This window comes from Colwellia echini, assembly GCF_002843355.2.
GTDB lineage: Bacteria > Pseudomonadota > Gammaproteobacteria > Enterobacterales > Alteromonadaceae > Colwellia > Colwellia echini.
This window is the reverse complement of the sequence record NZ_PJAI02000006.1, coordinates 78427-99052: the sequence shown is the minus strand read 5'-3', so window position 1 is coordinate 99052 and position 20626 is coordinate 78427. Positions and strand designations below refer to the sequence as shown.

17 protein-coding genes and 1 riboswitch are annotated in these 20626 nt (G+C 35.7%); of the genes, 8 read left to right on the top strand and 9 right to left on the bottom strand.

Features of this window, described 5'->3' with window-relative positions:
• Positions 1 to 148: 148 nt before the first annotated feature.
• Positions 149 to 2008 carry a methyl-accepting chemotaxis protein gene (locus tag CWS31_RS07310; RefSeq protein ID WP_101345487.1) on the bottom strand — a complete coding sequence of 620 codons (1860 nt, stop codon included), beginning with the start codon at positions 2006 to 2008 and terminating at the stop codon, positions 149 to 151.
• Positions 2009 to 2566: 558 nt separating this feature from the next.
• On the opposite strand from CWS31_RS07310, the gene rraA reads away from it, so the two are divergent.
• Positions 2567 to 3052 (top strand): ribonuclease E activity regulator RraA, encoded by a 486-nt coding sequence (rraA, locus tag CWS31_RS07305; RefSeq protein ID WP_101345486.1) that lies wholly within the window; start codon positions 2567 to 2569, stop codon positions 3050 to 3052.
• Positions 3053 to 3379: 327 nt separating this feature from the next.
• On the opposite strand, the gene CWS31_RS07300 is transcribed toward rraA, so the two are convergent.
• The 3 genes from CWS31_RS07300 to orn all read right to left on the bottom strand — a co-directional run bounded on the left by CWS31_RS07300 (position 3380) and on the right by orn (position 8473).
• Positions 3380 to 4993 (bottom strand): EAL domain-containing protein, encoded by a 1614-nt coding sequence (locus CWS31_RS07300; RefSeq protein WP_101345485.1) that lies wholly within the window; start codon positions 4991 to 4993, stop codon positions 3380 to 3382.
• 86 nt (positions 4994 to 5079) lie between these two features.
• Positions 5080 to 6999 (bottom strand): hypothetical protein, encoded by a 1920-nt coding sequence (locus CWS31_RS07295; RefSeq protein WP_101345484.1) that lies wholly within the window; start codon positions 6997 to 6999, stop codon positions 5080 to 5082.
• 307 nt (positions 7000 to 7306) lie between these two features.
• Positions 7307 to 7389, top strand: a riboswitch (cyclic di-GMP riboswitch).
• A 514-nt stretch (positions 7390 to 7903) separates the two neighbouring features.
• Positions 7904 to 8473, bottom strand: coding sequence for an oligoribonuclease (gene orn / locus CWS31_RS07290; protein ID WP_101345483.1), 570 nt, complete (start codon positions 8471 to 8473; stop codon positions 7904 to 7906).
• Positions 8474 to 8609: 136 nt separating this feature from the next.
• Here orn and rsgA point away from each other — a divergent pair, with 136 nt between their 5' ends.
• From rsgA to CWS31_RS07265, 5 genes are all read left to right on the top strand, one after another.
• Positions 8610 to 9671 (top strand): small ribosomal subunit biogenesis GTPase RsgA, encoded by a 1062-nt coding sequence (rsgA, locus tag CWS31_RS07285; protein WP_101345482.1) that lies wholly within the window; start codon positions 8610 to 8612, stop codon positions 9669 to 9671.
• A 10-nt stretch (positions 9672 to 9681) separates the two neighbouring features.
• Positions 9682 to 10569 carry an archaetidylserine decarboxylase gene (gene asd, locus CWS31_RS07280; RefSeq protein WP_246143421.1) on the top strand — a complete coding sequence of 296 codons (888 nt, stop codon included), beginning with the start codon at positions 9682 to 9684 and terminating at the stop codon, positions 10567 to 10569.
• Positions 10570 to 10948: 379 nt separating this feature from the next.
• Positions 10949 to 11329, top strand: a complete 381-nt coding sequence (locus CWS31_RS07275) for a BlaI/MecI/CopY family transcriptional regulator (RefSeq protein WP_101345480.1) — start codon at positions 10949 to 10951, stop codon at positions 11327 to 11329.
• 12 nt (positions 11330 to 11341) lie between these two features.
• Complete coding sequence (locus CWS31_RS07270) at positions 11342 to 13369, top strand: M56 family metallopeptidase (RefSeq protein WP_101345479.1); 2028 nt, start codon at positions 11342 to 11344, stop codon at positions 13367 to 13369.
• An 88-nt stretch (positions 13370 to 13457) separates the two neighbouring features.
• Positions 13458 to 14489 carry an alpha/beta fold hydrolase gene (locus CWS31_RS07265; protein ID WP_101345478.1) on the top strand — a complete coding sequence of 344 codons (1032 nt, stop codon included), beginning with the start codon at positions 13458 to 13460 and terminating at the stop codon, positions 14487 to 14489.
• Positions 14490 to 14513: 24 nt separating this feature from the next.
• Here the strand turns inward: CWS31_RS07265 and CWS31_RS07260 are convergent, their stop codons facing one another.
• Complete coding sequence (locus tag CWS31_RS07260) at positions 14514 to 15422, bottom strand: cation diffusion facilitator family transporter (protein WP_101345477.1); 909 nt, start codon at positions 15420 to 15422, stop codon at positions 14514 to 14516.
• A gap of 263 nt (positions 15423 to 15685) precedes the next feature.
• Between CWS31_RS07260 and trmL the strand changes: the two genes are divergently transcribed.
• Positions 15686 to 16150, top strand: coding sequence for a tRNA (uridine(34)/cytosine(34)/5-carboxymethylaminomethyluridine(34)-2'-O)-methyltransferase TrmL (gene trmL, locus CWS31_RS07255; RefSeq protein ID WP_101345476.1), 465 nt, complete (start codon positions 15686 to 15688; stop codon positions 16148 to 16150).
• A 103-nt stretch (positions 16151 to 16253) separates the two neighbouring features.
• Here trmL and gpsA read toward each other — a convergent pair whose 3' ends face one another.
• From gpsA to CWS31_RS07235, 4 genes are all read right to left on the bottom strand, one after another.
• The gene (gpsA, locus tag CWS31_RS07250) at positions 16254 to 17258 is read right to left on the bottom strand and encodes an NAD(P)H-dependent glycerol-3-phosphate dehydrogenase (RefSeq protein ID WP_101345475.1); all 1005 of its coding nucleotides are present in this window, start codon (positions 17256 to 17258) and stop codon (positions 16254 to 16256) included.
• 193 nt (positions 17259 to 17451) lie between these two features.
• Positions 17452 to 17943, bottom strand: a complete 492-nt coding sequence (secB, locus tag CWS31_RS07245) for a protein-export chaperone SecB (RefSeq protein WP_101345474.1) — start codon at positions 17941 to 17943, stop codon at positions 17452 to 17454.
• Positions 17944 to 18025: 82 nt separating this feature from the next.
• A complete protein-coding gene (gene grxC / locus CWS31_RS07240) occupies positions 18026 to 18283 on the bottom strand; it encodes a glutaredoxin 3 (RefSeq protein ID WP_101345473.1) in 258 nt (85 codons plus the stop codon).
• Between the two features lie 48 nt (positions 18284 to 18331).
• Positions 18332 to 18757: a rhodanese-like domain-containing protein gene (locus tag CWS31_RS07235; RefSeq protein ID WP_101345472.1), complete on the bottom strand. Its 426-nt coding sequence runs from the start codon at positions 18755 to 18757 to the stop codon at positions 18332 to 18334.
• A gap of 201 nt (positions 18758 to 18958) precedes the next feature.
• Between CWS31_RS07235 and gpmI the strand changes: the two genes are divergently transcribed.
• Positions 18959 to 20521, top strand: coding sequence for a 2,3-bisphosphoglycerate-independent phosphoglycerate mutase (gene gpmI / locus CWS31_RS07230; protein WP_101345583.1), 1563 nt, complete (start codon positions 18959 to 18961; stop codon positions 20519 to 20521).
• Positions 20522 to 20626: the final 105 nt, after the last annotated feature.

The window sequence follows — 20626 nt, the reverse complement described above, 5'->3', positions numbered from 1 at the left end:
ATAAATGCTCCTTAATTATGTTTTTAATTCTTTTCATCATTTCAAGACAACCACAAAATACTTATAAAAAAAACCTTAACGTTTCTAAACGTTAAGGTTTTTTTTATATCTGAACATAGTAGAAATAAGCTCAGGTTACTAAAATAAATTACACTGTAAAGCGACTTACTTCATTGGTTAATACTTGTGCCTGTTGCGATAACTCTTCACTCATGTGTTCATTTTGCTTGGCAGAATTACCTGACTGCTCCGTAACATCTCTGATCATCACTACGTGTTGATTTACCTCTAAAGCCACAGCACTTTGTTCTTGAATAGCGGTTGCTATCGCGCTATTCATTTCCATAATCAACGCCACATCTTGAGTAATTTCATCAAGCATAACTCCAGCTGTTCTAGCTTGCTCTGCACTTTCTTCACCTTGATTACGACACTGTGCCATCAGGATTACAATTTCTTGGGTACGTTTTTGCAATAATCCGATAATAGTTTCTATTTCTTGCGTAGAATCTTGAGTTCTACTTGCTAAGGTTCTAACTTCGTCAGCAACAACAGCAAAGCCTCGCCCTTGCTCGCCTGCCCTTGCAGCTTCAATCGCAGCATTTAATGCTAATAAGTTAGTTTGCTCTGCAATACTACGAATAACTCCTAATACTGAAGCGATGGTAATACTTTCTTTTTCCAATTCCTTAACAACGTTTTCTGAATCTAATAATTTAGCTGACAGCTGACCAATTTGATTAATAGTTTGCTCAACACCGTTTTTACCTTCTTCAGCATTAGTATTAGTCAGCTCTGCTTTATGAGCGGCTTCTCGAGTATTTGTTGCTATTTCATCAACCGTTGCCACCATTTCTGTAACCGCTGTTGCTACAAGATCTGTTTGTTGCATTTGCGTATCAACGCCCTCATTGGCGTTATAAATATTTTCAGCTAAGCTACCTGTGGCGGTATTTAGCATGTTGACCGAGTTATTAACTTCGATAATAAGTGATCGAAAATTAGTTAACATATGATGAAAAACTTTTGCCATTTCAGCTAACTCATCATCGCCGCTAACGTTAACCTCTGTAGTCAAGTCATTAGTTTGAGCTATTTTGTTCATAGTAAACTGCAAAGTGCTAATTCTATCTAAAATACTTTTGCCAATTATCCACGCACTTATTAAAGCAATAACTAAAATAATACTAAACAGGCTATAAGCTAACGTACTCACAAAACTAATACTATCCTCAACAGCTTGTTCACTATCAATAACAACTTTACTTAACGTTTCATTAACTTGTTCAACAGTATTACGCATGGCGTTTAACAAGCCCATATTTTCATGATAACCAAGCTTTTGTTGCGCAGTCACTAAGTTAATAAAAGCTGTTTGATATGCAGTAATTAATTGACTAACTTCTTGTTTTTTAGCTGATGAAAAGTCACTTGATTGAACACTGTTTTGTAACTGGCTTACATTCTGCTTTAATCGATCAACATATTTATTATCAAGACGTAACATAAAGTCTTTTTCAGTACGTCTTAGTTGTAACATTTCACTGAGTAACACAAAATCACTTTCACCTATCAAGGTTTCAACATCGTGAACTGCGGTGCGTAATTGCCCATATAAACCAGATTCAACCGTTAAACCTATTGTTTTCTGTAAGGTAACCACCTGACTAAATTGCGCTTTATATTCTCTCAGACTTGCCTCCATTCGACTCAGTTCAGGAATTGTTAAACCAACATCAGCAAAGTTATTAGCTAAACTGATAATACGTTGTTGTGTATCACCTAAATTTTTAGCAAAAGTATCAGAATATTTAAGTTCTTTTCGCTTAATAAAATCTTTTTCATTGTGCCTTAAATCAAGCACCGAAGCTTTAATATTACCGATATCATTAGCAATACTAATATCATGTTGTAATGCTGCTCTTTGATAGTTAAGTAACAAAAGCATTAACACCATAGCGATTACTAAAATAGTAGTATTAGCAATTAATTTATGTTTTATGAGCATATATCTAACCTAAAAATGAATATTACCAAGCCTAATAACAATTTATGTATCGATACTTGCCCGACACAACTATTGATTATTACCCCTGATATAAAATATCTGAATAAAAATCGAGTTGACGATTAGTCAATTCACTCTACTTTCGTTGTAATGCATACTTAAGATGCTTGTGTGTTACAAAGTACAAAATAATAAAACGAATAACGTTATATTTATCGTTACGGCTTTACCTTGCTAAAGTATAGACATGTATCGGTAATTATTAGATATTTTTTAGCGTTACTTTACATTATTAATAATTTACGTGCGCTATTAACTTATCTGGGTTATTAATTAGCCTGAACCATTAATTTATCTGCGCTTGAGTGAGTAAAGTGCTACAACAAACTTACTTAATTTCATCATTCTAGAGATAAAGTACCAATAATCCGTTATTAATATTTTAAAAGGTAATAATTTAGCTTTAAAATTAGTCACTAGCTATATAATAGGTTTTATTTTTAATTTAACTATATATACTGAATTAGCCTTTTATCTTTAACCAAGAGAGAATCCCGCATGCAATATAATACCTCTGAATTATGTGACTTTTATGCCGACTTAATTGATGTGGTTGACCCTATTTTTTGTAATTATGGTGGTCGCAGTTCATTTGCGGGGAAAGTAGTTACATTAAAATGTTTCGAAAATTTAGGTTTAATTAATGAGTTAGTAGAAACGGATGGAATAGGCAAAGTATTAGTTATTGATGGTGGTGGCTCTACACGCCGAGCATTAATCGATTTAAATATTGCTCAATCTGCTGCTGAAAATGGCTGGGAAGGCATTGTTTGTTATGGCAGTGTTCGAGATGTTGATGCACTAGAAGATATAGATATTGGTATTCAAGCGCTTGTATCTATTCCTGTCGGCGCGAGTGATCAATGTGTGGGGGAAGAAGATATTGCCATTAATTTTGCTGGTGTAACTTTTTTACCTGACGATCATATTTATGCTGATAATACCGGCATTATATTATCACCAGACGCACTTGATATTGAGTAATTATTCATAACCATTGTAAATAACCTGAATACGGGATAAGCAAAATGCTACAACAGCGCTAATTATGCGCAGTTCTGCGTTGTGAAAACTCCCAATAACCAGTTATTGGCTTCGTTTTCTCGCCTTGAACTACGAATAATTAAAACTATTGTAGAGGTGTAACAATAACTAATTGATATTATTAGGTTATGCATATTCATTATCCCGAGTTCAGGTTAAATAGCTCTACTCACTAATAACAATATTCTCAACATAGCTAAGGTTAGAAGGTTGTTAATATTAAAATTAGAGCTTATTTTTTCATCTTGTTGCGCAACAAACCAACTGTTAATAAATAGAAGGTTTAGCTTCTGGTGGAATTGATTCGGGGTGTTGTAAATACCATTTTTCTAACCAAATCTCGAGCTCTTCAGGTACTACACCAGGGTGAATAATATCACCTTGCATTAATTCACCGCCCATAGAAATATAAGCTTCAGATGCTTGGTGTTTATCGACATAGGTACCAACAAGCGGGATTTTCATACTTCGAGCTAAAGTTACCAGCGAGTTGGTAATTGCTTTATCTACTCGGTTAGAGCTGTCATTTGTTAAGCCCTGACAATTAATCTTCAGTTGATGTATTGCCATTTTCCTTACATAACGTAATGACTCATAGCTACCAGAGAAATTGGCTATAGCGATATTTATCTCTAATGATTTTAGCTGATCTATAATAACTTTAACGCGACTACCAGCATTAAGCATTACTTGCTCGCTAAACTCAATCATTAAATATTTACCCGATACGCCATATTTTGCTAACTGTTGTTCAATATAATCGACTAAATCTACTTCAAATAAACTTTCATTTGATAAAGTAACAGAAATCCGCTGATACACACCAATACTATACAATTGTGCGATTGTAGATAATGCCTTGTTGAGCATAAATTTAGTTAATGGGTACAGTCCACCACTGTGCTCAGCTAGTTCAAAAAATTCAGACAAACCTAATGGTTTGTCCTGCTCGTTTTCATACCAATGTACTTTTAATTCAAAACCGATAATATGATGATTAGTAATATTAATTTGCGGTTTAAGGTAACAAAATAATTTTTCGTCTTCTATATCCTGACGAAGCGTTTCCATGCGAACAAGTAAATCAGTGTTATAAACAATACTACTTTGTTCAAAGTAATTAATCTGTTTATTGTTCTTTAAGCCATTAATTAATGCATCTCCTGCATGTGCAATTATTTCATCAAAGTGATCACCATTATCACCTGAGATGGCGATACCAAAAGCTAGCTCAAAATTTAATGAGAAACTTTTAAAACTCATCGCTTCAGGTACAGATTTAGCAATTTGTTGGCATACGTCATTAAGTACACTGTTGTCGTCAAAACGGTTATCCGTTAAGTTATAAAATACTAGAAACTGTAAACTCTGTAATCGCGCGATGCGAATTGGCTCTGGTGCAATAGCAAAGTTTAAAAGCTTTTTATTAGCGGCAACACTTTTTTGTAGACAATAAGCAAGTTGTAACAACAATAAGTCTGAATTGTGATAACCGATTAAACTATTCACATGCTGAAAGTTTATCGGTTTAAAAACAATTGCAGCATAACGCTGTCCTCTATCAGCCTTAATAGCTGAGTCAAAAGCTCTTAACGCTTGTTGTGCGGTAGGTAAATTAGTCGAGGGGTCATGGGTAAAAGAAAATAGATCTTCTGCACTTATATTTTCAGTATCTCCCTTAAATGATTCAGCAGTAAATAGCTTAGGAATGAGTAACAATGCTAGAAAAGTAACAACAATAACAACAATAACGTAACATGTAATTGCAAGCACATCCAAAGGAAGGTGCTCGCTATAAAGTTGTGCAAATAACGCTGAGATGGCGATAATCACAATTAAAATAATAAATAATAAAAGGTACTTGGCGTTAAAACGACTCATATTTAACCCCTTGTTAAGTCAATTGGAAAAGGCGGTTTTATAATCTAATCATTATCCTTGCTTTTGTACAGAAATACTAGAGATTGTTAACTTACTGTTAATTTTTTGGGTTGTTCGTTTTTAACAGATTCAGTAATGCGAGCCAGAAATAGATATGGATCAATATCTTTAAACCCTGGTGTATTTATAGCATATTTCATGATCACAGAAAAATCGCCTAGGTTTGCAAAAGCACGCGTATTGATAGCTTGTACCAACTTTTTAAGTTTAGTATCAACCTCTTTATTGTTTTGATATTCAAACAGCAGTAGATATTCATCCGCACTTAATACTCCTGCATAGTCAAACTCAGCTAAGTGTTGGTTGATAAAAATCGCTATTTCTTGCTTTACTTCATTTATGGTCTTCTTATTAAAATGAAAAGCCAGTTCTTGCCAATTATCAATAATAATATAGCCAACACCTAACGGGTATTGAAAATGCCGAGCTTTCTTAAATAAGCTCTGATAATAAGATTTAGTTTGACTTGAACTGCTCATAGCGTAGCTAGGTTTATCTACTTCGTCATACGTTAAGCTTATCTTTTTTGCCCTATACCTAAAAAACAATAAAGCGATTATAATTAACAATATCAAAACGGTAGATAGCAAACTGATAATAATTAAACGTTGTTTATTATATTTGCCAACAAAGCTACTCGACAATTCACTATTTTCCGCTAATTTCAAAGCAAGTCGTTTCGATTCATCTATAGGTAAACTACTAACCTTACTAACTGTTTGCTGAGATAATTGACTAACTAAACCAGCCTTTTTCTTAATCGTTCTGTATTTTTCTAACAAACCTTGACTGTACCTAGTCAACCAAAAATAAGCTCTTTTAAAATTATTTTGAGAATAATACATGGTTGCAACCATGCGATAAAATCCTACATATTCAAGTGAAATATCTTTACCATCAAGCAGTGTAATTATCTCTTCTAATAAAGCATTCCCTTCAATAGTTTCATTATTTTCTAATTTTGCTTTGGCTAGGGCGACTAAGTTTTCGATTTGCGATGACAACATATTATGTTGATAAAATATTTGATTAGCTCTCTGTAAATGCGGAAAACTTTTGACAAATTCCTCTTGGGTTAGTAGAACAAGGCCTAATCCCTTTTCTGCATGAGCAATATTGATAGGTGCAAACTTTAATTCAGCAGCCTTTCTAGCTTCCCAAAATGCATTGTAAGCATCATCAAAACGACCTAAATAAAAATAGGCGTAACCTAAATATAGATAAGTTTGAGCTATATTACTTTTTTGCTCTATTTCAAAACGCAATTTTAATATTTTTAACTGCATGGTTAGTGATGTTTGATAATCACTTAAGTAATGATAAGCCAAGGCTAAAATAGTTAATGATTCAATATGCTCTGACAAATCACTTTTACTTAAACCTTGCTCAACCTGTTGTAGATCTGCCAATGCTTTTTGGTGTTCACCTAACATAGAAAAAGCTACACTTCGATAGCTAAGCGCTAACAGACCATACTTTACATTCTGATTGAGGGTACTTTCTTCTACTGTTTTTTGGGTCAATTCAAGTAATTGTGTGTATTGCTTTCTAGCGGCATAAACTTCCGCTAACTTTAATAAAAGCGATAATTTAACCGACTTATCTAAACCATTAACCGCCAAGCCTTTTTCAGTAAAAAGTAAGACATTATTAATATCCCCTTGATTACTTGCAACCTGAGCTGATAGTAAAGAGATTTTGGCAATAACATCGTTTGAGTAAAGCTCTGACTTGCTAAAGATTTTTTCCGCAAGGCTGTTAACCGTTGCAGCATTAAGCATTTCATTACTAACAGTTAATAATTGTTGAACTTGATTACTTAAGAAGATTTGTTCTGTTGTGGTATTTGCTTTAGCATTCGTTAGCGTAAACAACAAAAAAAAGACAAGGTAAAAAGGCTGTAAATTTAAAAGGTTTAATTGTCGATTTGGTCGGCGGGTCGCCATAAATACACCATTTATGATTAAAAACAGAACAGTAGCGTTAACGTTTTCTATTATACCAGTTCCATTAATTAGGTGATCTATTTTATACAAAGTAAAAACGCCCCGATATAAGGCATTTATTTTAATAACTATTTGTTCTAATTATTAAATAAATAACGAAGTCGTTAGGTATTTTAACCCATATAAATGATCACATATTTAATCGGGTTGGTATTATCATCTACTTTTACCTTATTAAGCTAAATAAAAACAGTTCTTTCTGTTTACATTCCTTTTTTTTATCTTATAATGAATTTGTTAAGCGCAAGCTTGATAAGGGCAAATCTAATGAAAGTTAGAGACGCAAAGTTACCGGTCTAAAGGGAAACCTATGATAGCGGGACTACCAAGTGTAGATATAGTGGGGGCTTATCTTATTTGATAATTCACTATCTGTTTTCTTCCGTTTTCTTTGCGTGCCTCTTCCTTCCTTTTATTTCAAATAACTTCCTTATTCAATACGCTCTAGATTTATATTACTGCTATTAGCTAGCCAGTTTGCTATTTGTTAGTTAATTTATCAATGTCATCAAATAGATAACAAAGTAGTTAGATATTTTAACAAGTATAAATAACCTGAGTTCGGGATAAGCAAAATGCTACAACAGCCTTAATTACCCGCATTACTTCGTTATGAAAACTCCCAATAACCCGTTATTGGCTTCGCTTTCCTGCCTTGTACTACGAATAATTAAAACTATTGTAAAGGTAAAATCCTAAGTGATTGATATTATTATTCTACTCACTTTCATTATCCCGAACTCAGGTTAAATATTCTCATACTCAATGAGATTGCAAATAAGACTACATCATCACGCAAAAAGGAATGTACATTACTACTTTACATTCCTTACCAGCAACTTATTTATAACTTAAAAAACAACTCTCTATATACTTTCAGCTCGGCGATTGATTCTTTAATATCATCTAGTGCTAAATGTGCGCCTGTTTTGACAACCGACTCTAATACTTCTGGTTTCCAGCGCCTTGCTAATTCTTTGATAGTGCTCACATCAAGATTACGATAATGAAAATGATCTTCAAAATCGGGCATGTATTTATTAATAAAACGTCTATCTTGACCAATACTGTTACCACACATGGGTGACTTTCCTTGAGGCACCCACTTTTGTACAAACGCTAAGCTCTGTTGAGTTGCTTGCGCTAAACTAATATTACTTTCACGACAGCGCTGCGTAAGACCAGATTTACCATGATGTTCGATACACCATGGATTCATGCCATTGAGTACCTCTTCACTTTGATGAATAGCAAAAACAGGTCCTTGCGCTAAAATATTTAATTGGCTATCAGTAATAATAATCGCTATTTCTAAAATCACATCTTCGACTGGCTCAAGCCCCGTCATTTCCAAATCTAACCAAATTAAATTACTGTCATGTTTCGCTTCATTTTTCGCAATAGTACTCGTCATATAACTCGCCTTAAAATTCCTTTAAAAAATGCACAAGCATTCATATATAATTGTTAGTATAATACGCCAGAACTATACCGTATTAAAGATTGAATCAAATAAATGTCGGAACCGATGACCCCTATGAATAATTTACATGTCTAAAGTAAAAAAACTGACAAAAGGTCAGCAAAGGCGCATTAAAGCCAATCATGATAAAAAGCTTCAGACAAAAACTACCAAAGGTAGTAAAGACAAAGTTCAGTGGGATGACGATGATTTAGGCCCAGCTCAACATGGCACTATTATTAGTCGTTTTGGGCAACATGCTGATGTAGAGGATGAGCTTAATAATATATATCGTTGTAATTTACGACGTTCTATTAAGTCCTTGGTTTGTGGTGATAAAGTACAATGGCGAATTGGCAAAGAGACACAACATTCAATTACCGGCATCATTGAAGCGGTACATGAGCGAGATTCAGTACTAAGTCGTCCAGATGTTTACGATGGCCTAAAACCCATCGCCGCCAATATCAGCCAAATACTTATTGTTTCTTCCGTGTTACCTGTTTTTAATAGTGATATTATTGATCGCTATCTTGTCGCTGCAGAGCAAACAGGTATAACACCAGTTATCGTGCTCAATAAAATAGATTTATTAACAAGTATTTCAGTAGCAGAACAAGAAGTTATTGAAAAACAGTTAGCTATTTATAAAGACATTGGCTATCAAGTACTTTATGCCAGTAGTCAATCTCGAGATGGCATTAGTGAATTAAAAAGCCAATTATCACAACACACTAGTATTTTTGTTGGTCAATCTGGTGTAGGGAAGTCAACTTTAGTGAATGCGCTAATGCCTGATGTTGGCATACTGACTAACGCAGTATCAGAAAATTCGGGATTAGGGCAACACACCACAACGGTTGCCCGTTTATACCACTTCAATGATGGTGGTGATTTAATTGATTCACCAGGTATTCGAGAATTTGGCTTATGGCATTTAACGCCTGAACAAGTTTGTCATGGTTTTATTGAATTTTCAGACTTTCTTGGTTTATGTAAATTCAGAGATTGTAAACACCAAACTGATCCTGGTTGCGCGTTAATTGCTGCAGCCGAAGATGAAAAAATTAATCCGGCTCGCTTAGCAAGCTTTCAGCGCATTTTAGCCAGCCTCAATGATAACAAATTAACCTCACGTTTTAATGATTAAGGAAAACCGAGTGTCTTCAAACAATAGTATTAGCGATAAAATAAAAATAACCTTGCAGTACATCATGCCTAAACATGCTATTTCTCGTTTAATAGGTAAACTTGCCGCTGCAAAAATGGGTTGGTTAACCACTAAACTAATTAGCATGTTTATTAAGTCTTATGGCATTAACATGGGTGAAGCTAAGCTTAAAAACGCCAGTGATTTTGATACATTCAACAATTTTTTTACTCGTGAATTAGAAGAAGGTGCCCGTCCGATTGATGAAGACCAAAAAGCTCTTTGTTACCCTGTAGATGGGGCAATTAGCCAGCAAGGTGACATTATTGATGGTCAACTTATACAAGCAAAAGGCTTTAATTATAGTTTAACAACTTTACTTGGTGGCGATGAAAAAACCGCAGCACCTTTTCAAGGTGGTAAATTCTCTTGTATTTATCTGGCACCAAAAGATTATCATCGTATTCACATGCCGATGGCTGGCACTTTACGTGAAATGATTTATGTTCCTGGTGAGCTATTTTCAGTAAACCCATTAACCGCGCAAAATGTACCTGATTTATTCGCTAGAAATGAGCGTGTTGTTGCTATTTTCGATACTGAATTTGGTCAACTTGCTATGGTATTAGTGGGCGCAACAATTGTAGCGAGTATTGAAACAACTTGGGCTGGCACTATTACACCACCTGCTGGAAAAGATGTGTTTCGCTGGAAATACCCTAAAACAGGTGATGAAGCGATAACCTTTGCGAAGGGCGATGAAATGGGCCGTTTCAAATTAGGCTCTACAGTGGTTAGTACATTTTCCCCTACCATGTTAAATGAATTTGTTGAAGGAGCGGGTCCTGGCACAGTAACTCGTTTAGGCGAACCATACGCATTTATCAACACACCATAAAAGAGCTAAAAAAGGTAATAGACAGTATACAGATATATAGCAACTGAGATAATTGATGCCATGAGAAAACGCTAATTGACTAGATTAGTAGATAACTAAAAGTAGTTTATTGGCTGGTAAAATACACAAAAACAATAAAACAGTTGCTCAATTTGTGTACTCGATATAAGCTTGACCGAATACGATATGATTCGTAATTTAGTTAAGCTCATTTATTGTATGATACAATGGCACAATATTTACAGAGGAATAAGAAGTCCTCTAAATAAAAATCAAGTAAAAACATAATAAGTAATATGGCTCAAAACCATATAACAAATAAAATTAAAAATTATAATAATAATTAGCATAATCAAAACAATATATGAAGGATGTGTACATGACGCATGAAAATTCTACTGTAAAGCCAACTGAAGCGGAGTTAACTCTGCTCAATATTCTCTGGAACATGGGGCCAGCCACAGTAAGACAAGTTCATGATGTTGTCAGTATATCGCAAAATACCGGTTACACTACGGTGCTGAAAATTTTACAAATAATGCATGAAAAATCATTAGTTATTCGTGACGAAAGTAATCGAGCGCACGTTTATGCGGCAGCCAATAGCGAAACTCAAACCCAAACATCACTTATCAAAGATTTAATTAGTAAAGCTTTTGGTGGCTCTACTTCAAAACTAGTGATGCGTGCCATTGATGACTCAACTAGTGCTCAAGAAATTGATGATATTCGCCAATTATTAAATTCATTAGAAAAATAATAACTAACAATTATGTTTGAATTGATACTTAATAGCCCTTTTTTATATAGCTTATCGTTAACCTTAGTGCATTTTTTATGGCAAGGTTTACTGGTGGGTCTTATATTAAAATCCGCATTACTAATCATTGATAAAAACAAATCAAAACTTCGTTATAACATGGCAACATTTGCCATGTTGTCGAACATATTGCTTGCAATATTTACCTTTGTCATGGTTTTTCCCGAATCAAGCGCAAATGGAAATGGTCTACTCAACCCAATACCACTAACTTATTTAGTTAATGAGTTAGCTCAACACAATGTAGATTTTATTCAGCAAGATTTACTTTCTTCAATACTCGCTTATGGGTTGCCTTACCTTGCCATACTTTGGTTGCTCTCTATTGGCATATTAGCAAGTAAGTTATTAATTGAAGTACGTAACGTCAATAGTTTGCCTTTACGTGGCAATATCCTCCCCTCTAATGCATTATTATCACGTTTTGAGCAATTGGCTAAACAGCTAAATTTAATAAAAACACCGCAATTACTTATTTCATTAAAAATTGAAGTGCCTATGGCCATTGGTTGGTTAAAACCCGTGGTTTTATTACCTGCAAGCATGGTAACTGGCTTAAATTCAGCGCAATTAGAAATGTTAATATTGCATGAACTAGCTCATATACGTCGCCATGACTACCTAGTTAATTTTTTACAAACACTTATTGAATTGCTGTTCTTCTTCCACCCAAGTGTCCATTGGATTGGTAAGCAAATGCGCAACGAACGCGAATATTGTAGTGATGATATTGCTGTACAGCATTGTGGAGATGCCATAGCTTATGCGCATACCCTCACCGATACAGCCTCACTTTGTTCAAAGAAGCATTGTCACACCATTCCCACTATGGCAATGGCTGCATCTGGTGGCGACTTAAAGGCACGAGTACTTCGTCTTGTTGATCATCATTGTGCACCAAGCAACACCACTAGTAAGTGGTTTGCTGCCATTAGTTTATTATTAGGGCTCACCCTATTAGGCCTGAATCAAATTCTAACGATGCCAATAGCACAAAACCTTGGTAATGCATTTTCTTGGCAAGAATCTCACCCAATAGTTAACGAAAAACATTATTCAGCTCTTAACTTATCTAAAAGAGGCTACTTAGGAAGTGAAGACGACTTTATTACGCTTTCCAACAACTCTATTGCCGTACATTTGTTGCGCAGCAATGATGAGAAAAAGCCAAAATCATTGGTTGAAAGCATTACGCTAACCACAACGCCTAAGCAAAAATTAGTGAATAATATTGTGGTACCAACCCCATTAGCACCTCAATTAAGAATAAAATCAACACCTAAATTAGCTCAGCCAATTATTGGTATAGCTCCTAAAAAAAGTACTATTAGCGAAGCCCTAATAGCCAATGCTAAAGAAGAAGATAATTATATCAAGGCTACAATTGACGCTGGGGTAAATGAGCAAAAAATAGCTGCAGTGAATAGCAAGCCAACATTATCAAAAACACCAAACCCAACATTAGCACCAGGTAAAATAGCACCAACTAAAATAGCAGATAATAAGATAGTCAGCGAAATCAACAATAATATAGTGGCTAGCAAGAACACTCCAATGGTTAGTGCGACACAGTTAAGACCACAGCCGAGTAACTCAATCAATGATATCTCAGCAAAACACAATAGACATGACAGCTCGCAAACCTTAAAAGCTAGCAACAACACAAATATTGTTAAAAATAATCATAAACTTACTGAGCAAGTTAAACTAACTGATGCCAAATTATTAGATTCAATTAGCCCTGTTTATCCTACCCTAGCTCAACGTCGTGGCATTGAGCTTGAGGTTAAAGTAAATTTCACTATCGATCGCAATGGCGAAGTAAAAGATATTAACTTTGAACCACAAAGTAAAATCACTTATTTCAAATCAGCAGTACGCTCTGCCATGCAAAAATGGCGTTTTTCTCCCGCTAAACGAAATGACGATATAGTCGAAAGTAAAATGAGCAAGATATTCTCTTTTAATTTACAGTCCTAACTCTGTAGCACATTTATAATGGTTTAGACTTTCATTTAACCCCCTTTTTGCCTAACTTACTCATCATGTGTAAAAGCCGACATAGCGTATGAAAAACTCTGTCCCCTTCACCCCAGAAAACAAATTGCTCGACAAACTTAGCAATGAAATTATGTTATTTTGGCAAAGAGGTGAATTTAGTTCATTTTTTGGGGTCAATAAATTAAATATTCATTATGCGTACTTTATCCATACATCTGATGATGATGGCCTTAGCAATAAAGTAATGAATAAGCCGACAATTGTGATTGTGCCCGGTCGGGGCGAAGGTTATTTGAAATACCAAGAGTTAGCATTTGATTTATACCAGCAAGGCTATAATATTTTTATTATTGATCATCGCGGTCAAGGGCTGTCTGATAGGTTATTAGCTAACGTAAATAAAGGTTATGTTGTTAACTTTCAAGACTATGTGACTGATTTACATTACTTCATTGAAAATATTGTCATCAAACTTTGTCACGCTAAGCCCTACTTATTAGCTCATTCCATGGGCGGAGCCATTGCATTACGCTTTATGCAAGATTCTCCACAAGCAATTAAAGCCGCAGTAATAGCATCTCCAATGTTAGGTTTTAATTCTGGTTATTTACCACAGTTTATCGCTAAAAAAATAATTGCACTTAGGTTAGCCGTTAACAACTTGTCTGGTAATGAGCCTGGTTATTTTTGGGGGCAAAAAGACTACCTTCTTCCTTTATTTAGTAAAAATAAACTCACCCATTCAACCACGCGATTCCAAGCTTTTGTTGAACTATATAAAGAGAATAAACTGATACAATTAGGCGGGGTAACTACACACTGGCTTATGCAAGGCATACTGGCACAAAAAGAAATCTTTGCTAAGTTGAGACAACTTAAAACACCAATATTATTACTACAAGCAAAACAAGATAAAATTGTTTGCTTGCAAGCTCAAACTGAGTTTTGTCGTAAATTACATACCCTACACCCACAGTCCTGTCCCAATGGTTTACCTTACGTTATTGAGGACGCATATCATGAGTTATTCTTTGAAACAGACAACTTTAGAAATAAAGCGCTGAGCCAAACATTAAATTGGTTTAAACAACACAATTAGTTTATTAACCCAAGCTCAGCTTTATTAATTAACCTGAGTATTGCTCGTAACTACCGAACTTGGATCATGGTGAATAAACACTTCACACGGTGCTAGTGCATTACAGATACTTAACTCTATCTCATCACCAATGCTATGTGCCTCTAATAACGATAAATCATTATCTAGTTCTAAATGAAACTGAATGAATTTGATTGCGCCTGATTGCCTTGTTCTAAGCTCATGAATACCTATTGCTTCTTCATGTACTTTAACGATATTTTTAATTATCGCTAATTCTTCATCACTTAACTCACTATCCATTAACTGTGCAACACTATTAACCATGATCTGCCCTGCACCAAATACAAGGTATAAAGCCACTAAAATAGTGAAGATACCATCGGCATGCACCCAGATTCCTTGGCTTAAAATAATAGCGATCAACACCCCTAAATTTAGCAATAAGTCGGATTGATAATGCAAAGCATCACCACTGATAATAATTGAACCTGTACGTTTTATCACAAACCGTTGAAATACCACTAACAGAAGCGTAAGGACAAGCGAGATGATTGTTACCCAAATAGCTATCTCACTATGCACAATCACTTGCGGATTAAGCACCCGAGAGACACCACTAAAAATAAGAATAATAGCAGAGCCCAGAACAAAAGAAGCCTGTACCAATCCAGCTAAACTTTCAGCTTTACCATGGCCAAAAGTATGTTCTTTATCTGCAGGAGCTAAGGCGAAACGTAAAATAACAATGCTCATCACTGACGCAAATAAATCTAACATTGAGTCGGTAGTAGAAGCTAGCATTGCGCTAGAATCAGTAACTAACCAAGCGTAGAGCTTAAGTACAACTAAAATGAACGCTGTTGAAGTTGATAAAATTGCGGCTATTCTCACCCAATAAGCATAATCATCTGTTGCGGTTGTGGAAGTCATATCAATCCTTGGAAAAGCAAAGTAAAAAAAAGTAAAACAAAAGTAAAACAGTAGGAGCAAAAGCTAACATCTAGCACCTAGCACCTAGCACCTAGCACCTAGCACCTAGCATAATTATTCATTTAGCGAATACAATGTACGCTTAATGAATATTATAACGCTTTTAAACACATTTAAGACTAGCCTTAAATTTACTGTACAGCGCTGCACTTTACACGGTAATAAGTATATAATAACAAAAATTTTATTAGATGAAGATTGTTATGCTAGACGTTGTGCTTTTTCAGCCACAAATACCACCGAATACTGGAAATATTATTCGATTATGTGCTAATTCAGGCTTTCGATTGCATTTAATTGAGCCATTAGGTTTTGATTTAGAAGATAAAAAGTTACGTCGTGCTGGTCTAGACTATCATGAGTTTGCCGCATTACAACGTCATGCGAGCTTTGAGGCATTTATGGCAAAAGAGCAACCTAAGCGCGTATTGGCAATCACCACTAAAACAAATAACTTTTATGGCGATGTAACCTTTACCGCCGGCGATTATTTATTATTTGGCTCGGAAACTGCGGGGTTACCTGAAGAGGTACGTGTTCAAATACCCGATCAAGACAAGATTAGAATTCCAATGCTAAAAGAAAGTCGTAGTATGAACTTATCTAACGCTGCAGCAGTTATTGTATATGATGCATGGCGTCAGTTAGGCTTTCCTAACGCGGTATAATAACAAAATAACTAGTGAGTTATTATACGTAAAAAGGGGGAGATATTAAGCCATTGCTTAATATCTCCCCCTTTTTATTCTTAAACTTATTAGAGTCTATTTATTATTCAAACTTCTTATCACGAGACAATAAATCTGCTGCCGCTAGCTTGGCATTTTTACCTTGATAAAGCACTTCATATACTTGCTCAACAATAGGCATTTCAACATTATTACGTTGCGCGAGCATATACACTTCTTTGGTATTGCGATAGCCTTCTACCACCTGACCAATTGCAGTTATTGCTTGCTCAACTTCATTTCCCTGTCCTAAGGCTAAGCCAAATCGACGATTACGTGACTGATTGTCAGTACAAGTAAGTACTAAATCACCTAAGCCTGCCATGCCCATAAAGGTAGCAGGATCTGCATTTAAGGCCGTACCTAAACGTGTCATTTCAGCCAAACCACGGGTAATTAATGCGGTGCGCGCGTTTGCGCCAAAACCAATACCGTCAGCTATACCCGCAGCAATCGCAATAACATTTTTAACTGCGCCGCCTAATTGTACGCCAACAAAGTCTTTATTTGCGTACACTCTAAAGCGCTTTTCACAATGTAATAAATTAGATATGTAATCAACAAATTCGTCATCCTCAGAAGATAATGAAATAGCGGTAGGTAAACCAGAAGCCATTTCTTTAGCAAACGAAGGGCCTGACATAACGGCTAACGAAATCTTATCGCCAAGTACTTTTCTCGCTACATTTTGTAATAAATCGCCGGTTTGAGGATCTAAGCCTTTAGTGGCCCAGGCAATTTTCTCATTACCCGTTAACATTGGCTTAATTTGTTTCAGCATATCGGCAAAAGCATGGCTAGGTACAACCACTAAAATAGTATCACTGGCTTTAACCGCTTTTTCTAAATCGGCTTCAACTTGTAGATGCTCAGGAAAAGGGCAACCATCGAGGTATTTACTATTTTCTCTGTCTTGTGACATTGTTGCGACATGATCTGTATCACGTCCCCACAATAATGTTTTATGACCATTTCTGGCTAAACAAATTGCTAAGGCAGTACCATAAGAGCCAGCACCAAGCACTGTGATTTTTGCAGCTAAAGACATATTTAACCCTATTGATTGAGGACGTTAACTATAATATTAAGTAAACCTTATGGAAAACTTATAGAAACCTTTCATCATGAAATAATATGCTCGACGAGTTTCGTTATAGTAAACTAAACCTTGGAAGTATCGCTAATATAATATTTAACCTGAAATCGAGTTTATAATATGAGTTCAGGTTAAATACTGACTATTAGTGTGTTTCTGTACTTGCAGGAGCAGCTTCTTGAGCAGCGCGCTGTTGTACATATGACGCATATAACGCATCAAAGTTTACTGGCGTTAAGTTGAATTGTGGGAATGAACCACGATTTACTAAACTTGATACAGTTTCACGCGCATACGGGAATAATGTAGTCGGGCAGAAAGCACCAATGGTGTGTGCTATTTGCGCTTCTGACAAGTTACCAATGGTAAAAATACCTGCTTGTTGTACTTCAGCTAAAAAGGCTACTTTATCTTCAACCGTTGCTGTAACGGTAACTGATAGAATAACTTCATAAGTATTATCACCTAATTTGGCAGAGCGCGTATCAATATCTAATTTTATTTCAGGCTTCCATTCTGCTTGAAAAATTGACGGAGAATTAGGTGTTTCAAAAGAAACGTCTTTAGTATAAATACGTTGAATAGCAAATTCTGGAGATTTTTCTTGTGCGTTATCTACTTGATTTTCTTCAGCCATGAGTGGCTCCTTTATAATATTTTTAATTAAACTTAATTAAATTATGTATTTCAATTTTTAAGTACACTATGAGTGTATTGCATTAGGCGTTTAATAGTTCATCTAATTGTTTGCTTCTTTCTAAAGCAACTAATTGATCACAGCCACCAACATGATCATCGTTGATAAATATTTGCGGCACTGTATAGCTACCATTACTTCGTTCAATCATAGTGCTACGCATTGCCATATCACCATCAATTTTGATTTCAGTATAATCTACCGCTTTACTCTTTAATAAGGCAAGCGCATGTGTACAGAAAGGACAATATGCCTTGGTATATATTTCAACCTTCGCCATGTTATTTACTCTTAAATTAGTTACTGTTTGAGATAAACGTTAGTTTATTTATTTAGCTACAGGTAAACCCGCAGAACTCCAGCTGCCCATGCCACCTTTCAGCACACTAACACGACTAAAGCCCACTTTATGTAAATCATTCGCGGTTTGTGCTGCTGACATACCCGAAGCACATACTACTATGATGGGCTTGTCTTTGTATTTTTCAAGGCTAGTAAAATCCTTTTTAGTGATTTTCTCACCTGTAAGGTTAATTGCATCAAGAATATGTCCAGCTTTAAATTCTTTTTCTTTTCGAATATCTAACGCAATTCCCTCTTCACGGTTCATCAAAAAAGTTAATTCTTGAGTACTAAGTTGTTTAATCGGTGACATTTTCATTTTAATTGTTATGCCGATAATCATTACCACTAAGGCAACCCAAACCGCGCTTAACATGCCATTGTTGCTTGCAAAAGCAAATAATTGTTCCATAAATAAAGACCATTTTTTATCAAATTGAGAATCGGCATATTATACGCAAACCGCTTAGAAATGCGAGCATATACCGTTGACTATAAATAGAGAATCTTAGCTTCAACATTTCCAACTAAAATCCTTAGTGAATAACACCTTGTGACGGTGTACAATATGGCTTATAGAAAACAATATTCACTAATTAAAATGGGAAAAGAAATGGCTAATAAAAAATCAACAGTTCTGATGATTCTAGATGGTTGGGGATACAGCGAAGAAACTAGCTCAAATGCTATTCATCAAGCTAACACTCCAGTATTAGACGATTTAAAGGCAAATTACCCTAATATGTTAATTGACACCTCAGGTATGGCCGTAGGTTTACCTGACGGACAAATGGGCAACTCTGAAGTTGGCCATGTTAATTTAGGCGCTGGCCGTGTCGTTTATCAAGAATTCACCCGTATTACTAAATCTATCCTTGATGGTGACTTTTTTGAAAACCCTACATTATGTAAAGCAGTAGATGGCGCAGTAGAAAAAGACAAAGCCGTGCATATATTTGGTTTACTTTCTCCTGGCGGCGTACACAGTCATGAAGATCATATTTTTGCGATGATGGAATTGGCTAAAAAACGCGGTGCTAAAAAGGTGTATTTACACGCATTTTTAGATGGTCGCGATACCCCGCCACGCAGTGCACAAGCGTCTATTGAAAAAGCCCAACAAAAATTTAATGAATTATTTAAAGATGAAAATGACGGCGAAGGTCAAATAGCATCTGTTATCGGTCGTTACTATGCCATGGACAGAGATCAACGCTGGGAACGTGTTGAAGCTGCTTATGATGTTATGGTAAGTGGCGAAGGCTTACACCAATACAGTGATGCACTCGATGCATTAAATGCCGCTTACGAACGTGATGAAAATGACGAATTTGTTGGTGCTAGTGCAATCACTACACCGTCTGGCGAAACCATTAAAGTTGAAGATGGTGATGCGTTAATTTTTATGAACTTTAGAGCTGACCGCGCGCGTCAATTTAGCCGTTGTTTTACTGAAGCTGATTTTGATGGTTTTACAAGAAAGCGTACGCCAGCAACAAGTAGCTTTGTTATGCTTACTCAATATTCTGCAGATATTGATGCGCCATCAGCTTTTGAACCAACCGCATTACACAATGTAATGGGTGAATGGTTAGCTAAAAAAGATAAAACTCAGTTACGTATTTCAGAAACTGAAAAATATGCACACGTCACCTTCTTCTTCAGTGGCGGTAAAGAAGACGAATACCCAGGTGAAGAGCGCATTTTAGTACCATCTCCAGATGTTGCTACATACGATTTACAACCTGAAATGAACTCTACGCTGTTAACCGACAAACTTGTTGGCGCAATTGAAAGTGGCAAATACGACTTTATTGTTTGTAATTACCCTAATGGCGATATGGTTGGTCATACTGGTAGTCTTGCCGCAGCAATTAAAGCTTGTGAAGCAGTAGATAGCTGTATTGGCCGTGTGGTAACAGCATTAAAAGCAACTGGCGGCGAATGTTTAATCACAGCCGACCACGGTAATGCTGAACAAATGCTAGACCCAATTTCAGGCCAAGCTCACACCGCACATACTTGTGAACCTGTACCTCTAATTTATGTTGGTCGTAACGCAACACCTGCAGCATCAGGTACATTAAGTGATATTTCACCAACAGTATTACATTTAATGGGTATAGAGCAACCAGAAGAAATGACCGGTTCTATCTTAATGCAGTTAGCAAAGTAAGTTGCTAACAGGATAAACTAAGTGATATTAAATCAATAAACTAAGTGCTATATTAATTCGTTGATTTTTTATCACTTTACTATCATTTTTATTACCAATAATTGA

Bases quoted from the DNA above. Each gene is read 5' to 3' on its own strand.
- CWS31_RS07310 (WP_101345487.1), bottom strand. From the start codon at position 2,008: ATGCTCATAAAACATAAATTAATTGCTAATACTACTATTTTAGTAATC.
- rraA (WP_101345486.1), top strand. From the start codon at position 2,567: ATGCAATATAATACCTCTGAATTATGTGACTTTTATGCCGACTTAATT.
- CWS31_RS07300 (WP_101345485.1), bottom strand. From the start codon at position 4,993: ATGAGTCGTTTTAACGCCAAGTACCTTTTATTATTTATTATTTTAATT.
- CWS31_RS07295 (WP_101345484.1), bottom strand. From the start codon at position 6,999: ATGGCGACCCGCCGACCAAATCGACAATTAAACCTTTTAAATTTACAG.
- orn (WP_101345483.1), bottom strand. From the start codon at position 8,473: ATGACGAGTACTATTGCGAAAAATGAAGCGAAACATGACAGTAATTTA.
- rsgA (WP_101345482.1), top strand. From the start codon at position 8,610: ATGTCTAAAGTAAAAAAACTGACAAAAGGTCAGCAAAGGCGCATTAAA.
- CWS31_RS07275 (WP_101345480.1), top strand. From the start codon at position 10,949: ATGACGCATGAAAATTCTACTGTAAAGCCAACTGAAGCGGAGTTAACT.
- CWS31_RS07270 (WP_101345479.1), top strand. From the start codon at position 11,342: ATGTTTGAATTGATACTTAATAGCCCTTTTTTATATAGCTTATCGTTA.
- CWS31_RS07265 (WP_101345478.1), top strand. From the start codon at position 13,458: ATGAAAAACTCTGTCCCCTTCACCCCAGAAAACAAATTGCTCGACAAA.
- CWS31_RS07260 (WP_101345477.1), bottom strand. From the start codon at position 15,422: ATGACTTCCACAACCGCAACAGATGATTATGCTTATTGGGTGAGAATA.
- trmL (WP_101345476.1), top strand. From the start codon at position 15,686: ATGCTAGACGTTGTGCTTTTTCAGCCACAAATACCACCGAATACTGGA.
- gpsA (WP_101345475.1), bottom strand. From the start codon at position 17,258: ATGTCTTTAGCTGCAAAAATCACAGTGCTTGGTGCTGGCTCTTATGGT.
- secB (WP_101345474.1), bottom strand. From the start codon at position 17,943: ATGGCTGAAGAAAATCAAGTAGATAACGCACAAGAAAAATCTCCAGAA.
- grxC (WP_101345473.1), bottom strand. From the start codon at position 18,283: ATGGCGAAGGTTGAAATATATACCAAGGCATATTGTCCTTTCTGTACA.
- CWS31_RS07235 (WP_101345472.1), bottom strand. From the start codon at position 18,757: ATGGAACAATTATTTGCTTTTGCAAGCAACAATGGCATGTTAAGCGCG.
- gpmI (WP_101345583.1), top strand. From the start codon at position 18,959: ATGGCTAATAAAAAATCAACAGTTCTGATGATTCTAGATGGTTGGGGA.